This is a genomic window from Salinimicrobium sp. CAU 1759 (genome assembly GCF_054482715.1).
In genome coordinates this window covers 132292-146920 of sequence record NZ_JBTLRK010000001.1, presented here as the reverse complement: position 1 = coordinate 146920, position 14629 = coordinate 132292, and the positions used below count along the sequence as shown (strand labels likewise).

Sequence of the window (14629 nt, the reverse complement as noted above, 5' to 3'; positions counted from 1 at the left end):
TCTTTAGTAAAAAAATTAATTAAACGTAATTCTGAATTACTTCTACAGAAAAATTATTCAACTAAACTATTAGGTGCAACTAACTATTTAGTTATATTTGAGGAAAATCATTTTTATGAGAATCATTTACCTAGTTCCCGTTTTATTTTTTCAATTAAATCTTTTTGCTCAAAGTTCATCTGGTATTCAGAATAATTATGATGAGATCTTCGGGATCTCAAAGGAAGAATACCAGGGTCGGAAATACTTAAGGACCTGGGTAAAGGAACCTGATGCGGGAGATCCTCTTTCCGGCTTTGTAGATAGCAACAAACTTTTCCTGGAATATTGGCTTACAAATTTTACAGATCGTGAAGCCCTTCAGCAGTTGATGGAAATTGAGGGAGAGGAGAAGCTGCAGGACGAATTTTTATCATTTCTGCAAAAAGATGAACAGTTTAATTCTTTAATGGCAGACTTTTCAAAAAAGGTAAATAACCGGTCAATTATTGCAGATACAGTTTCAATGGACGAGCTGCTGAATGTTGCAGTAAAGTATTTCAATATTCTCGGAATTACAGAAGAAGGATCCTATAAAGGGAAGGTGTGTGCAGGATTGAATGGTATTACTGAAACGCTTTCAGAAAGAAAGCCCGTACTGGAAGCCTTCTGTTTTTCAGCTATACTTAAGAATCTGCAAGGGGAAGAGTACAATATGTACAATGAGTTTGTTGCTGCAATAAAAGAACTGTATAAACAGGAGCTTGGAGTAGAAAGAGACGCCAGGCTTCTTAGAGCGCAGGGTGCCATGTTCGCTATTATGAGGAATAATGAGCAGCTTAGGGAAATGTTAATTGCAGAATATGAAGAAAGAAAGGATTATTTACCTTTTATCCTGGAGTTCCAGTTAAAACTGATAAAATTTAAACAGACAGATCACTCCGGGAGAAGTGCTATAATTCTCAAAGGTCCGCCGCTTCCGCCTTTGATCTTCATGGGTAATGCGATAACATCAAAACCTTTTGCGGGTAATTTTTCCAAAGCAGTGAGGTTCTCAAAAGCTGGAATATTTTCTGAAAGCAGGATGACGTGGCTTTCGAACAATTCGGATTGACCATAGTCAATACTGGGTGTGTCGATACCTATGGATTTGATCTTTCGGTTGTTTACCAGCCACTTTGCAGCGTTCGGGGAGAGACCGGGGAAATGAAGTAATTTAACAGCTTCTTCCCCACGCTCCCTGGTGCCAAGATATTTCTCCTTATCAGGATAGTATTGAGAGTAGCCCGTTTGGAATAGAACGATACTGCCTTCTGGGATCTTGTTGTGCTGCTTCTCCCAAGCCAAAAGGTCATCTACGGAGATCTGGTAATCCTTATCCTTTAAAGCTCTTTCGGAAACATCAATTTTTACGGCCGGACCAATAAGATTTTCCAGCGGAATTTGTTCCACAGACTGTCTGCCTTTGGCGAAATGAATGGGAGCATCAAGGTGAGTTCCGCCGTGCTCGGCTGTGGTAAAGTCATAGGCTGAGTAGTAAAAACCCTTATCTGTATCTCCCATAAACACTGTGTCCAGGTCGAACTCTCTGGCGGTGACCCAATACACGGTTTCTTCCGAAAATTCATGAGTAAGATCTACTATTCGGGAATTGGAAAGCTGGGCAGATCCGGTAGTCATAGTTAACATACAGAGCAGAAAACTAAAAACAGGAAAGTGGAAAAAGATTTTCATTGTTGATCATTTTGTGAAGTGGTTAAGTGGCCTGGGAGTGACTTTAAAAATATTTGGGAGCAGTACTTAAATTTAGACAAAATATTGTAAGTCAGGGAGGTAAACCTGATAATTGTCATATGCTTAGTTCAAATATATCCCGAATTTTACGGATCCTTGATACCCAAAGCTTTTCAATTTAATGGAATACAAGATCTACATAGCAGGAGGTATTTTGACAATCTTGATCGTCGCCTTATACCTGATCATTCTGAACAGGAAAAGTAAATGATCCTGCCTTCAAAAAAGTTTGCTGAAGATCACTTTCTTTCGCTTATCCTTTCCATTTGACCTTTTATTTCCAGGTTATAGATAGAACAGCTATTTAATGCCTTTTTAAAGGGAGGTTCTTTATTAGGAGTTTTCGTATTTTGAGATCCTTTGGAAACTTAATTATCTCTTTTATGAAAAAATTATTGCCTTTATTCCTGTTCCTCCTCACAGGTGCTATCGCATCTGCCCAGAAAACCCCTATTGAACTTACAGATTTCTTTGACCTCGAATTTGTTTCCGATCCGCAGATCTCTCCGGATGGTGAAAAGATTATTTATGTAAGGAATTTTAAAGATATCATGACCGATAGTAATTACTCCAATCTTTGGATAATTAATTCCGACGGTACTCAGAATCGGCCGCTTACCTCGGGCAATCAAAGCGATCTTTATCCCCGCTGGTCACCCGACGGAGAAAAGATCGTTTTCCTTTCAAACATGCAGGACGAAAAAATGAAATTATTCCTGATGTTCATGGACAGCAGGGAAACGTTTCCTCTCACTAATACTTCCCAGTCACCTTCGAATGTAAGCTGGTCCAACAGTGGAGATCACCTGGCGTTTAATATGTTCGTTCCAAAAAAGCAGGAATCGATCATTGAACTTCCTGCAAAACCTGAAGGTGCAAAATGGAATGATGCCCCTGTTTATATAGATGAACTGAAATATCGTGGAGACGGGCAGGGATATCTCAAGTCAGGGAATGACCAGATCTTTGTTGTCTCTACAGACGGCGGTACTCCAAGACAGCTCACTTCTGAAGATGAGGACCTCGGAGCTCCTGCCTGGTCTGCCGATGATCAAAAGCTGTTCTTTTCTGCCAATCTCCACGAGGAGGCAGATCTGGAGCCGAACAACTCTGAAATTTATGAACTCGACGTCACTTCGGGAGAAATAAATGCACTCACCTCCAGATCAGGCCCGGATAATAATCCTGAAGTCTCTCCCAAGGGAGACCTTGTGGCTTTTACAGGCTATGATGACCAGTACCTGGGTTATCAGATCAATGAGGTCTATGTAATGGAGCCCGATGGGACTAACATCAGGGAACTTTCCGGAGAATTTGACAGGGATATTGAGAACATCAAGTGGGGCGGAAAAGGAAAAGGACTTTACTTTAATTTCAACGACCACGGAAAGACAAAGATCGGCTATATAGATCTTAATGGAAACACCAGGGTAGTTGCCGAGGACCTTGGCGGACTTTCCCTGGGTAGACCCTACAATGCAGCGGCTTTTTCAGTTTCTAATTCCGGAGAACTGGCCTATACCCTGGGAACACCGTTACATCCGGCAGATCTTGCTGTAAAGGACGGTAGAAATGTGAAGCGACTTACTAATCTTAATGAAGATCTGTTCTCATACCGAAAACTCGGAAATGTAGAGGAGATCACCTGGGAATCCTCCTATGACGGAAGGGAAATTCAGGGATGGATGGTTACTCCACCCGATTTTGACCCTAACAAAAAATATCCCTTCATTCTGGAAATTCATGGTGGACCATTCGCCAGTTATGGCTCGGTTTTTTCAGCAGAAATTCAGGCGTTTGCTGCAGCGGGATATGTGGTGCTTTATTCAAATCCGCGAGGGAGCAGTGGATATGGTGCCGAATTTGGAAATCTCATTCATCACGATTACCCGAACCACGACTACGAAGATCTTATGAGCGGGGTGGATGCGGTGATCAAAAAAGGCTTTATTGACGAGAAAAATCTTTTTGTTACCGGCGGTAGCGGGGGCGGAGTATTAACAGCCTGGATCATTGGAAAGAACAACAGGTTTAGTGCTGCCGTGGTGGCCAAGCCGGTGATCAACTGGTACAGTTTCGTGCTCTATGCAGATAATCCTGCCTTCTTCAGCAAATACTGGTTCCCCAATAAGCCCTGGGAAGATCCTTCAACTTATATTGAGCGTTCGCCGATCACTTATGTCGGCAATGTGACCACTCCAACCATGCTTTTGACGGGAGAGGAAGATTACCGGACTCCCATAGCCGAATCTGAGCAATTTTATACTGCGTTAAAGCTCGAAGGAGTGGATGCAGCGATGGTTCGCATTCCCGGAGCTTCACATGGTATAGCCAACAAACCCAGTAACCTGATAGCTAAGATAGCCGCTATCCTGGCCTGGTTTGACAAATACAGGGAATAAATACCTTTTTTGAGAGGTAAACAAAGGTTTGCTTCTATCAAAAATTAAAAGATCCCGCTCACGGCGGGATCTTTTATCTTTCTACTGCAACTTCATCAGGAAAGGAATAGCTTAATTCAAATAGATATCTCCTGTTACTGTACTTAAGGTCACTTTATTTTTCGAGTTCTTTAGGTCCTTCATCATTTCCTTTCCCATAAAGCCTTTCTTCTTTTCTGCTTCGGGATCATTGCCGTGGATGTCTCCCATTACAGTTTTCGCGGAGTAGGAGCTGCCTTTTATCGGCAGATTTATTTTACCGGTAACCGAATTCAGATCCAGGGTGCCTTGAAATTTTTTGATGTCAACATTTCCTACTACCAGGTCGATCTTGAAATCCCCCTGTAGAGCTTCTGAAGCCACACTGCCGGTAACACTCGACAATTCAAGGTTCACCCCTTTGGGAACAAAAAGAGTATAATAGATCTTCTGTTTTAGATCATTTCTTTGTCCAAACTGCTCATGGTAACCTTCTAAAAGATCTTTCATGTTTGAGCTGATCTCGATCTTCGAATCGCTGCTCTTCACTTGCAGCTCATATTGTTCGGTATATTTTTTATCTTGTGTATCTACAGAAGCTTCGATCCTTATAGAAGACTTATTCCACGTCTTCATTTCAATATCTGAAGCAAAAGCAAATTCTACAGTTACAGGCTGCCCTTTATAAGCGACTTCTTTTTCAACATTTCTTTGTGCCTGGGCGTTCAGTCCGATCAATACGATGAAGGTTAGTGCAAGTTTTTTCATTGTTCTGTTTTTTGATTGATTGATGATTTCTTTCTTTAAAGACGAGAGGAAATTATGAGTGTTGCAAATTTTCTTTTTTCGGGTGCATTTTTCCGATTTCCTGTTTCCGGTTCACTGTTGCGGGTTTGGTGTTCCGGGAGGTGAGTTGCGAGTTTGAGAAAATAGGTTGTAATCTTCAGAATTTCTGATCACTAAATCGCACTTCTAACCTCGTACTTCCCACTTCGTCCTTCTAAAACCGTACTTTTGCAGCGCTATGAAAAGATCCCTGAGTTACCTGTGGCCACTTACCAAAAACTACGATTCCCACTTCAGCGGAAAGCTGGAGGTAACATGGGTCAATGGTCGCAAAGTTTTGGACAGTGCCAATGCTAATTATTCCTACGGTGCACTGCAGGAGGTAATGGATCGCGGACTCGCACAAACCAATGCAGATCGTGCTGCCCCGGTCTTAGTGCTGGGACTTGGTGGCGGAAGCGTCATTCCCCTGCTTCGGAAGAAATACAACTATTATGGAAAGATCACTGCGGTAGAAATAGATCAGACCATTATTGAAATAGCGATCAATGAATTTGGGATCGAGGCACATCACCCCCTGGAACTGGTTTGCGCCGATGCTGAAGCATATGTTTCTTCTACTCCTGAAAAATTCGGATTAATAATTATTGACCTCTTTCTTGATCTGGAGGTGCCTGGACAATTCTTTTCTGAAGGCTTCTGGAAAGATCTGGCAGGTTTACTACAACCCGACGGGAAAATACTTTTTAACGCCGGAGTTAATTCTGCTCATGAAGCGGAGATCTCTAACCTGCTTAAAAATGACAAATTGGGATTGGATTTCCGGAAGAAGGAAGAGGTGTATGGGAGTAATACGCTGTTGTTGGGAGTGAAGCAGTAGCGGGAAATTCACCTGTCGTAAGAAGAAGGTAAAAGCTCCAAGAAAAAGTAAAAGGCTTAAGATTCGATTCAAAAATTGGTCCTTTGTATACAATAGCCAGGCCTTTTTCTCTATTGAGTTTTATAGAAAAGCTTTCCCTCGGTCTTCTGAAATTTTCTGTATTCTAAAAGTGCCAGGCTATCCATTTCGTTGCTAAAGGCAAAATTCACACACTGGTCAAAAATGGGTTTTCTTCCTTCATGATCCATGTACGTACTGCTTTTGATCTTTTTTGACAATTGTGCCCCTGTCTCCCTTGCCTTTTGAGTTTCACTATGGTGCAAAACCGCTACTGCCACAGCCAATCCCAGATCATTGTTCTTCCTGGTGAATTCTGAAAAATTTCCATTCGTAGCCTTTTCAATGCAGCCGTACAGAACTGCCTTCTTATAGGCCAGAACATATTGCTCTTTGGACGTTCCTTTATTTGCAGCATTCGGGCTGCCACAAGCTGAGAAGAGGATTAGAAAAGCCAAAAACTGCAGCCGTTTGAGCATTTTGATATTTTGGATTTTGGGATTTCCCTAAGTTAATTAAATCCATGGTTTGCGGTAATAATTTTTCTCGGTGTTTTTCTCAAAAGTTGGAGAAATATGTAAACTTCTCTACAACACAGGAGCCAAAAATGTCATTTCTGCAACATTTTGATTTTTGGCTAGTCTTTATAGTACAAAACGATTATTATGAAAGCTTCTTTTACATTCTTGTTTCTATTCCCACTTTACCTTTTTCTTTTTCTCAATATGATGTTAAGTAGCATTACTATTATTGAAGAGAAGAATGAAGAACCGGAAAAAATCATTGCGGAGAAAACTACTATTGCAGAAAATATCGACCTTTTTCTTCAGTCAAAAATAGAGGGCTATGGGATTCCCGGAATGGCCGTAGCAGTGGTTAGTGATGGGGAGCTGCTTTACAAAAGAACTTTTGGTCATGCCAACCTGGAGCAGGGCAAAAGGATGACAGATTCAAATCTCTTCCGGCTGCATTCGCTTTCCAAAGTTTTTGTAGTTACGGGAATTTTTCAGCTAATGGAGGAGGGAACCTTGAGTCTCAATGACAGGGTAGACCAATATGTTCCCGGTCTTCCTGAGGGCTGGGGAGAAAGAAAACTGAAGCACCTACTCACACATTCTTCAGGATTACCGGATATCAGGTTCTATGCAGATCTAAATGAGGAGGAGGCCCGAAAAAAGGTATTTTCAGAACCTCTTAGGTTTGAGTCGGGTGAGAAATTTGAGTACAATCAGACCAATTTTTGGCTTATCAACAAGATCGTGGAAAACACTTGTGATCAAAGCATTGAAGAGCTTGTGATCAACGGTCAATTTGGACCTGCCATGAAAGGAGAAGCTATATTTCTCAAGGGAAATACAAGCGCAGTAATACAGCAGGCAACCGGCTACTACCCTCATGAGAAGCACGGGATCGTACCGGATTCTTTTCATACGCCCGACTGGTTGTTTGGAGCTGCCGGATTGAACCTTTCTTTAAATGCCTTTTTGACATGGAATAAGAATCTAGATGAAGGAGCTTATATAAGCCCGGGCGGGAAAAAAGCGATGTGGACTCCTTTTTCCTATGCTGAAGAATTTCCGTTCGCACACGGTTGGGGATTGTATAAGGTCAATGACTTCAATTCTTTTGGTTTCACAGGAGGTGGGAAAGTCGGCTTTCGAAAGTTTCCAAAACAGGATCTTAGCATTGTCATCTTAACAAATGGATACGAGAAAAGCTTTAGAGTAGATGAACTAATTAACACTATTGCCGGATTCGTAAAACCTGAATTGGCAGATCACAACTTTCAGGAGCAAAACGAAAAGAGTCTTTAAAAACTTATTTTTGAGAAGTAATTTAAATTTACGTAGGGTTATTCTATTTCATCAACTGTATCTCAGTATTCTATAACCAGGGCCAGGATAGGACTGGCCAGTGCAAAAATGTTGATCTTTTGATGAGTTGAGAAACTGTCTTCAAGGATGAGGTTTTACTTTCCCATTTCACTCTGCTATTGGGACTTCTAGGAGGGTCTTCTTGAGGTTAGGAAGACCAAAGGCCCAATTATGGGTGCGAACAATACGATTACCAGGTGCACCAATTTTTCTAAAGGTTCATACCGGCCTTTGGTGATCTTTTTTAAGCTGAACCACAAAAGAATGATCTGGAGCAATATGAGCGTTACAAACAGAATGGGTAGCAATTGATAAAAAGTCAGGAACCATGAAAAATCCCTCTTTTGGTAGGTGTATTGTACACTGGCGTTTTCATTTTCAAACCGTATCCTGTCCACAAAACTTTCTGCCATACCCCTCTTTTCCAGCTTTACCAGGTAGGGTATTTTCTCATTGGTATAAAGAAGAACCTGTTGGTCATCTACTACTTCGATCCTGTTAACTTGTTCTTCAGGAAGGACTTCTGTCGTAAATTCTGAAGCTGATATTTCGTTAGAATCCTTTGAACAGGATACTGTAAGGAATAGTGCCAATACTAATCCGAGGCGAAAAATGTTGTTGTGCATTGAGATCTGATCTTTAGGATACCACAATAAACCTTCCGGTTGTAGGGGGAGCCGGAAAGCAATTTTGTTAACTAATTGAGTTAAATGTAAGAAAAATCTGGAAAGCTGCTGCTTAGAACAAACTTATTTTAATTTTTGTAGTTAAGAGTAAGGTTCTGCGGGTTCTACAGCCGTTTAGGAGGAGGAAATAAGGCGACGTGGGCGGTGGTCTTTTTTGCAACCGGTAAAGAGCAGGAACAGGGAAATTGAAAAAAAAGGAGGCTTTATGAGTTCCAAGATTGAAGAAGTTATTTTACGACATTGAGGGGTTTTATCTTAGATGCGATCTGTCATGTTAGGTGCTGCATTAACTCAGTTTTTTCTCGTAATCAAAGTACATGAAGGAAATATTCCTGATGCCACCATGGATCTTACAGTTCTTGCTGCCTCTCTCAAAGCCGGGGTGGTGCTTCAGGAAAATATCGGAATCCTCATTGATTAATTCTTCAGTGATCAGGACATAAACATTACTCTTAACGGAATTTTTCAGTAACCGGTGTGCTGCGATCACTGTCTTACCGTAAAGCTTATGAAACCCCGACAGTTTATAATCGGCTGTAGGGCCATAATGGGCAATAAGCTTTAGGGACAGGTCGATTTCCGCTCCAATTTCCTGGCTAAGTCGTTGAACCTCCTTATTAAAGTTCTTGAGCATAAGATCAAATTGATGCAATATTTCTTCCGGAGTAAATTTCTTTCCTTTTTTGAAAAACAGGATAGCATCCCCTTCGATCTCCGCTACCGTGAGGTTGAGAATATTACTTTTCATAATAGCTGAAAGCAGCCTGTATATGACCATATTTCCTATAACTTCATCTGTAGTATGGACAAATCGTGTAAAACCGCTGATGTCCGGGATGATCAAATTGGCATCCTCCACCACAATGCCGTAGGAGTCGTGCTGAATCTTTATCCGGCTATTCTTCGGCCGTTTATTTTGTAGTAGTTCTATGCTCATATATTAGTTTCCGCAATTCAAAAAGCTCCTTTAATTTAAAAGGTTCCTGTTATTCCTGCCCGACCAAGTCCCACATTGAAACGCCAGCTGATCTTGTCTTTTTGTGGTTCTTCGTAATTCCTATCTTCATCAAGGTAGTTATCAATCACATCTACAACTACTATGCTTATGGCCATTGACAATGCAACATCCGAAAACCAATGAGCACCTGACCATAACCTGGAAACCGGAGCGATCATCCCCACGGCATAAATTCCACCTTTTACAAAGGGATTGCTAAATTGTTTTCCAATAGCGTAGGCCGTTGTGAAGGAAAGAATGGTGTGTCCTGAGGGGAAACTGTGATATTTCCCCTCATTGCTAAAAGGTTTAAAGCTTCCTTTACCCTCTCCCGTTCTCGGCCTGGCCCTTCCGGTAATGGTTTTACTAAAGGTTTGAATAATACCGGCGGCAGAAGCGGACGAGATTAAAAGAACTCCGGTTTTTCTCACCTTCTCTTTACCTGTGAATAGCCCAACTAAATACACTGCGCCATTTACTGCATAGTTATTCTGGGGGCTGCCATAATACCAGCCAAAATCTTTTACAATACCGGGGATATCCTCCTCCTGCCTTCTGAACCAGTCGGTCGACTCCTGGTCTACAAGATAAAGTGCTCCGGTTCCTAAAATGATCGTACCGGCAACCAAATAGTCATCTTTTTCCCATTTAAGAGGCTGCGTATAGGTTTTTTTGACACCTCCCCACGCACTTAATCCGTCGTATTTTAGCAGCCCCCACCGAGTGGGCAGCTCATGGTGTTGTTCCTGGGCTATAGCTCCCAAAGAAAAAAAAAGGAGCACTGATGCAACCATTATTCTTTTGAATATGATTAACGGAAGCATAGGTACAGCTGTTATTAAATCGTTGTTCATCTTTATTGGGCTAAGAGGGCATATATCCTTTGCCTACCAATATTTAGTTGGCAGGTACAACCTTATTTAGCTGAAGGTACAGGTGGGTTTAGTGAAAGCAGGTTAGCTCTTTACCGGCTTCTTATCATTGGTGATTCCGAATTTCTTCAGGATATCTTCCATAAGGCACCACTGAGATAATGAGGACTGTAAAAGATTTACTCCCACAAAGGCAGTAAACCACAGCCAGTTGATGTTGACATAAACTGCCAAAAGCAGGCTTATAAGAATAAATGTTCCGGCGATTCCGCGAATGACTCTGTTTAGCATAATATTTAATTTTAAGCCGTTAATTGTTAATTGATCAATGCTAATTGATCATTGTTAAATAGATTGTTCTATAGGTAAGACCACCGCCCTTACAGGATTATTGGTCTCCAGGTTTGCATTATATTCTTTCAAATAGCCGAACAAGGCAGCAATTTTTTCTTCATCGGTAAAGGAGAAGATCATGAGAGATTCATTGCCTCCCTTTTCTCCCGGAAACCAGCTCTGAGTGGCGACCAAAGAACTTCCGTTCTTGTAGCCGTCGATCTCCGAAGAACTAAAGGCTTCAATATTTGCTTTTTTGAACAGCTTCAAAACATCCTTTTGAAAGTCTGCGACGCTGGTTACTATTAGTAATTTCATCTTCTTGTGTTTAAGGTTTAGGGTTTAAAGTTCAAGGTTGTCGGTTCCTTGCCCGCCGAAGCCTCTGGCGAAGGTGGGTAGGTTATCGGTTAAAGGCTCGTCTTCGATCTCTTTTTTCGTTTTTCCCCTCCCTAAAAGGAGCCGAAAAAAGTGATATGATATATAATTTTTGTTCATCCTTCGTACTTCTAAACTCGTACTTCGTTTTACCCCCCAACCCCCTGAAGGGGGAGAAGGGGCATTTATTATTCAACTATTTTGTCATGGGCACTTTCCGCCTCCCTTTAGGGCAGGGGTAAAGCGGAAAGTGCAACCCGCAACCGGCAACAGTTACATAACTTCTTTATTTTCTTTTTCTTCAATTACAACTTCAGATTGAACTTCCCTATCCTCATACTTCTTCCTCTCGATCATGTAATACACCAACGGTACTACCAACAGCGTAAGGAAGGTTGATACAATCGTTCCTCCCATCAGCGAGATGGCGAGTCCCTGGAAAATAGGGTCGAAGAGGATCACGAAGGCTCCGATCACTACCGTACCGGCAGTTAAGAGGATTGGTGTGGTCCTTACAGCTCCGGCTTCGATCACTGCCTGTTTCAGCGGAATTCCGTCTTCCAGTCGCAGGTTCACAAAGTCGATGAGCAGCACCGAATTCCGCACCATGATCCCGGCCAGCGCAATCATCCCGATAAAGGAGGTGGCGGTAAAGAAGGCGCCCATGATCCAGTGACCCAGCACAATCCCAATAAGCGATAACGGAATGGCTACCATCATCACAATAGGAGCTCTGAAGTTCTGGAACCAGCCCACGATCAAGATGTAAATGATCACGATGACTCCCAAAAATGCGATCCCAAGGTCACGGAATACTTCCAGGGTGATCTGCCACTCTCCATCCCATTTCACGGTATAGTCGTCTTCATATTGCGGCTGACCCAGATACAGGTCACTGATCTCATACCCGGCAGGCATTTCAATCTCTTTCAGTTTATCTTCCATTCCGAGGATGGCGTAAACCGGACTCTCCAGTTCTCCCGCCATATCGGCCAGCACATACACCACACGCTTCTGATTCTTACGATAGATGCTCTTGTCTCTAATCACCTCTTTTGGCGTTACCAGGTCGGCAATTGGTATCATTTGTCCCTGCTGGGAAGCGATATTGATCTGCATGATATCCTGAACAGAGGATTTTTCCTCCTCATCAAGGGCCAGTACAATTCCTACCCGCTGGGTAGCTTCCTCATCGTACAGCTGCGTGATCGCTCTTTCACCCAAAGCAGAATTTAAGGTGTAAACAATTTGCTGAGGTGCGATCCCGTAAAGCATCGCCTTTTCCTTATCGATCTCGAACATATATTCTTTTTGATCTGCTTCAACCATCCAGTCTATATCCACCACATCTTCAGTGTTGTGAAGAATAGTCTGGATGCTATCTGCAAGTGCGATCTGCGTTTCATAATCGGGTCCGTAGACTTCTGCGACTATAGTGGATAGTACCGGAGGTCCCGGTGGAACTTCCACCAATTTAATGTTGGCTCCGTATTTATCTCCAATCGCCTGAATATCGGGACGCAGCAGTTTCGCGATGTCGTGACTCTGCAGGCTTCGGTCGCCTTTAGGAAGCAGGTTCACCTGAATATCAGCAGTGTTGCTCGCTCCCCTCAGATCATAGTGTCGTACGAGTCCGTTGAAGGTGATAGGGGCAGAGGTTCCAATGTAAGTTTGGTAATTCACCACCTGCTCGCTTCCGCTCAGGTATTGACCTATTTCTTTGGTCACTACCGATGTTCTCTCCAAAGTGGTTCCTTCAGGCATGTCGATCACCACCTGGAATTCATTCTTGTTATCGAAAGGCAGCATTTTCACGGCTACATCCTTGGTAAAGAAAAGGGCTACAGAACCTAAAAGAAGCAAGGCGGTTAAACCAAGAAAGCCCCACCGGATCTTCTTGTTATCGATAAGCGGCTCTTCAAAGCGCTTATAGACACGGTAGATCATTGAATCCTCGATACCTTTTTCAGCCTCTTTTACCGGCTTTCCTTTCTTCTCTTTTTCACGCAAAAAGATGAATCCGAGATACGGAGTAATGGTAAGTGCCACGAACAGCGACAGGATCATTGCAATAGAAGCTCCAATAGGCATTGGGCTCATATAAGGTCCCATAAGTCCGCTTACGAAAGCCATCGGCAGTACCGATGCAATTACCGTAAAGGTCGCCAGGATGGTAGGGTTTCCTACCTCGTTGATGGCATATAGTGCAGCCTGTTTGAATGGCAGGCGCTTCATCTTAAAGTGCCGGTGCATGTTCTCGGCAATAATGATCGAGTCATCCACCACGATACCTGTTACGAAAACAAGGGCGAACAAGGTGATCCTGTTCAGCGTGTAATCCAGCATATAATAGCTCAAGAGGGTAAGGGCAAAGGTGATAGGTACCGACAGGAATACTACCAATCCGCCGCGCCATCCCATCGCCAGCATCACAACAAGTGTTACCGCTATAATAGCGCCTATAAGGTGCAGCAATAATTCGCCTACTTTGTGTGAAGCGGTTTCCCCATAGTTTCGGGTTACTTCCACATGCACATCTGCCGGAATAAGATTCGTTTGCAGGTGTTCTACCTTTTCAAGGATCACATCGGCGATCTTCATCGCATCTGCTCCCTTGCGTTTAGCGACAGATAAAGTTACCGCAGGATATTCCCCGGGATATTCCGAAGCATCTATTGCCTGTCCAAATCCAAAGTTTACATAGGATTTAGAGATCTCAGGCCCATCCTGTACCGTGGCAATTTGTTTCAGGTACACCGGTTGCCCGTTATTGACTCCCACGATTAGGTTCTCCACATCCTGAGGGGATTCCAAAAAGCTTCCGGAGCTAACCAAAACTTCACTGTCGTTGCGGTCAAAACTTCCGGAGGAAAGCTGCTGATTCGATGCCTGGATCTTTTCAGAAACACCAAGCATATCCACTCCGCTGGCAGCCATCCTGTCCTTGTCGAGCACCACGCGCAGTTGCCTGTCACGGCCGCCAATGGTATTCACAATGGAAACATCTTCCACCTTTTCGATCTCATGGCGCAGCTCGTTGGCCATTTGCCGCAGCTGGTAATCGTCATAATTTTCGCTCCACAGGGTAAGCCCCAGCACCGGAACATCGTCAATAGCCCGCGTCTTCACCAGCGGCTGAGTAACATTTGGCGGGAACTGGTCCATGTTCTTCATGAGCTCGTTGTAGAGCTTCACATACGAACGTTCAATATCCTCGCCCACGTAAAACTGCACGATCAACATCCCCTGTTCTTCCATAGAGGTAGAGTAGACATACTCCACACCCGGAATGTTGGAAACCATCTTTTCCAGGGGTTTGATAATGCGCTGTTCCACCTCGGTAGGGCTGGCACCCGGGTAGCCTACAAAAATGTCGGCCATGGGCACATCGATCTGTGGCTCCTCCTCGCGGGGAATGAGAAACGACGCATACACACCCACGATCATGAACACGATCATGAGCAACACCGTCAATTTCGAATTTATAAAGCCTTTGGCAATCTTGCCTGCTAATCCTTCTTTCATATTTTTTATAGTTGTTTGGGTTTATCCACCAAAGCTTTAGCGTAGGTGGAC

12 protein-coding genes are annotated in these 14629 nt (G+C 43.1%); 3 read left to right on the top strand and 9 right to left on the bottom strand.

From position 1 onward, the window contains the following. Positions 1 to 915: 915 nt before the first annotated feature. Positions 916 to 1659, bottom strand: coding sequence for a cyclase family protein (locus ACXYMT_RS00615; RefSeq protein ID WP_459057162.1), 744 nt, complete (start codon positions 1657 to 1659; stop codon positions 916 to 918). Between the two features lie 497 nt (positions 1660 to 2156). Between ACXYMT_RS00615 and ACXYMT_RS00610 the strand changes: the two genes are divergently transcribed. After that, positions 2157 to 4175, top strand: a complete 2019-nt coding sequence (locus ACXYMT_RS00610; protein ID WP_459057161.1) for a S9 family peptidase — start codon at positions 2157 to 2159, stop codon at positions 4173 to 4175. A 111-nt stretch (positions 4176 to 4286) separates the two neighbouring features. Here the strand turns inward: ACXYMT_RS00610 and ACXYMT_RS00605 are convergent, their stop codons facing one another. Continuing rightward, positions 4287 to 4961 carry a DUF4097 family beta strand repeat-containing protein gene (locus ACXYMT_RS00605; protein ID WP_459057160.1) on the bottom strand — a complete coding sequence of 225 codons (675 nt, stop codon included), beginning with the start codon at positions 4959 to 4961 and terminating at the stop codon, positions 4287 to 4289. Between the two features lie 256 nt (positions 4962 to 5217). Here ACXYMT_RS00605 and ACXYMT_RS00600 point away from each other — a divergent pair, with 256 nt between their 5' ends. Beyond that, positions 5218 to 5859 carry a spermidine synthase gene (locus ACXYMT_RS00600; protein WP_459057159.1) on the top strand — a complete coding sequence of 214 codons (642 nt, stop codon included), beginning with the start codon at positions 5218 to 5220 and terminating at the stop codon, positions 5857 to 5859. A gap of 110 nt (positions 5860 to 5969) precedes the next feature. On the opposite strand, the gene ACXYMT_RS00595 is transcribed toward ACXYMT_RS00600, so the two are convergent. After that, the gene (locus tag ACXYMT_RS00595; RefSeq protein ID WP_459057158.1) at positions 5970 to 6395 is read right to left on the bottom strand and encodes a hypothetical protein; all 426 of its coding nucleotides are present in this window, start codon (positions 6393 to 6395) and stop codon (positions 5970 to 5972) included. 186 nt (positions 6396 to 6581) lie between these two features. Between ACXYMT_RS00595 and ACXYMT_RS00590 the strand changes: the two genes are divergently transcribed. Continuing rightward, complete coding sequence (locus ACXYMT_RS00590) at positions 6582 to 7730, top strand: serine hydrolase domain-containing protein (RefSeq protein ID WP_459057157.1); 1149 nt, start codon at positions 6582 to 6584, stop codon at positions 7728 to 7730. A gap of 188 nt (positions 7731 to 7918) precedes the next feature. Here the strand turns inward: ACXYMT_RS00590 and ACXYMT_RS00585 are convergent, their stop codons facing one another. The 6 genes from ACXYMT_RS00585 to ACXYMT_RS00560 all read right to left on the bottom strand — a co-directional run bounded on the left by ACXYMT_RS00585 (position 7919) and on the right by ACXYMT_RS00560 (position 14578). Then, positions 7919 to 8416 (bottom strand): hypothetical protein, encoded by a 498-nt coding sequence (locus tag ACXYMT_RS00585; protein ID WP_459057156.1) that lies wholly within the window; start codon positions 8414 to 8416, stop codon positions 7919 to 7921. A gap of 346 nt (positions 8417 to 8762) precedes the next feature. Further along, a complete protein-coding gene (locus tag ACXYMT_RS00580; RefSeq protein ID WP_459057155.1) occupies positions 8763 to 9413 on the bottom strand; it encodes a DUF2652 domain-containing protein in 651 nt (216 codons plus the stop codon). Positions 9414 to 9448: 35 nt separating this feature from the next. Then, positions 9449 to 10327: a phosphatase PAP2 family protein gene (locus tag ACXYMT_RS00575; RefSeq protein WP_459057154.1), complete on the bottom strand. Its 879-nt coding sequence runs from the start codon at positions 10325 to 10327 to the stop codon at positions 9449 to 9451. A 102-nt stretch (positions 10328 to 10429) separates the two neighbouring features. Further along, positions 10430 to 10636, bottom strand: a complete 207-nt coding sequence (locus ACXYMT_RS00570) for a YgaP family membrane protein (protein WP_459057153.1) — start codon at positions 10634 to 10636, stop codon at positions 10430 to 10432. Positions 10637 to 10690: 54 nt separating this feature from the next. Continuing rightward, on the bottom strand, positions 10691 to 10996 hold the full coding sequence (locus tag ACXYMT_RS00565) for a hypothetical protein (RefSeq protein ID WP_459057152.1): 306 nt from the start codon (positions 10994 to 10996) through the stop codon (positions 10691 to 10693). 330 nt (positions 10997 to 11326) lie between these two features. Beyond that, a complete protein-coding gene (locus ACXYMT_RS00560) occupies positions 11327 to 14578 on the bottom strand; it encodes an efflux RND transporter permease subunit (RefSeq protein WP_459057151.1) in 3252 nt (1083 codons plus the stop codon). Between the last annotated feature and the right edge of the window lie 51 nt (positions 14579 to 14629).

Coding starts and splice junctions, on each gene's coding strand:
- ACXYMT_RS00570 (WP_459057153.1), bottom strand. CDS start 10,636: ATGCTAAACAGAGTCATTCGCGGAATCGCCGGAACATTTATTCTTATA.
- ACXYMT_RS00600 (WP_459057159.1), top strand. CDS start 5,218: ATGAAAAGATCCCTGAGTTACCTGTGGCCACTTACCAAAAACTACGAT.
- ACXYMT_RS00615 (WP_459057162.1), bottom strand. CDS start 1,659: ATGACTACCGGATCTGCCCAGCTTTCCAATTCCCGAATAGTAGATCTT.
- ACXYMT_RS00565 (WP_459057152.1), bottom strand. CDS start 10,996: ATGAAATTACTAATAGTAACCAGCGTCGCAGACTTTCAAAAGGATGTT.
- ACXYMT_RS00605 (WP_459057160.1), bottom strand. CDS start 4,961: ATGAAAAAACTTGCACTAACCTTCATCGTATTGATCGGACTGAACGCC.
- ACXYMT_RS00580 (WP_459057155.1), bottom strand. CDS start 9,413: ATGAGCATAGAACTACTACAAAATAAACGGCCGAAGAATAGCCGGATA.
- ACXYMT_RS00590 (WP_459057157.1), top strand. CDS start 6,582: ATGAAAGCTTCTTTTACATTCTTGTTTCTATTCCCACTTTACCTTTTT.
- ACXYMT_RS00575 (WP_459057154.1), bottom strand. CDS start 10,327: ATGAACAACGATTTAATAACAGCTGTACCTATGCTTCCGTTAATCATA.
- ACXYMT_RS00595 (WP_459057158.1), bottom strand. CDS start 6,395: ATGCTCAAACGGCTGCAGTTTTTGGCTTTTCTAATCCTCTTCTCAGCT.
- ACXYMT_RS00610 (WP_459057161.1), top strand. CDS start 2,157: ATGAAAAAATTATTGCCTTTATTCCTGTTCCTCCTCACAGGTGCTATC.
- ACXYMT_RS00560 (WP_459057151.1), bottom strand. CDS start 14,578: ATGAAAGAAGGATTAGCAGGCAAGATTGCCAAAGGCTTTATAAATTCG.
- ACXYMT_RS00585 (WP_459057156.1), bottom strand. CDS start 8,416: ATGCACAACAACATTTTTCGCCTCGGATTAGTATTGGCACTATTCCTT.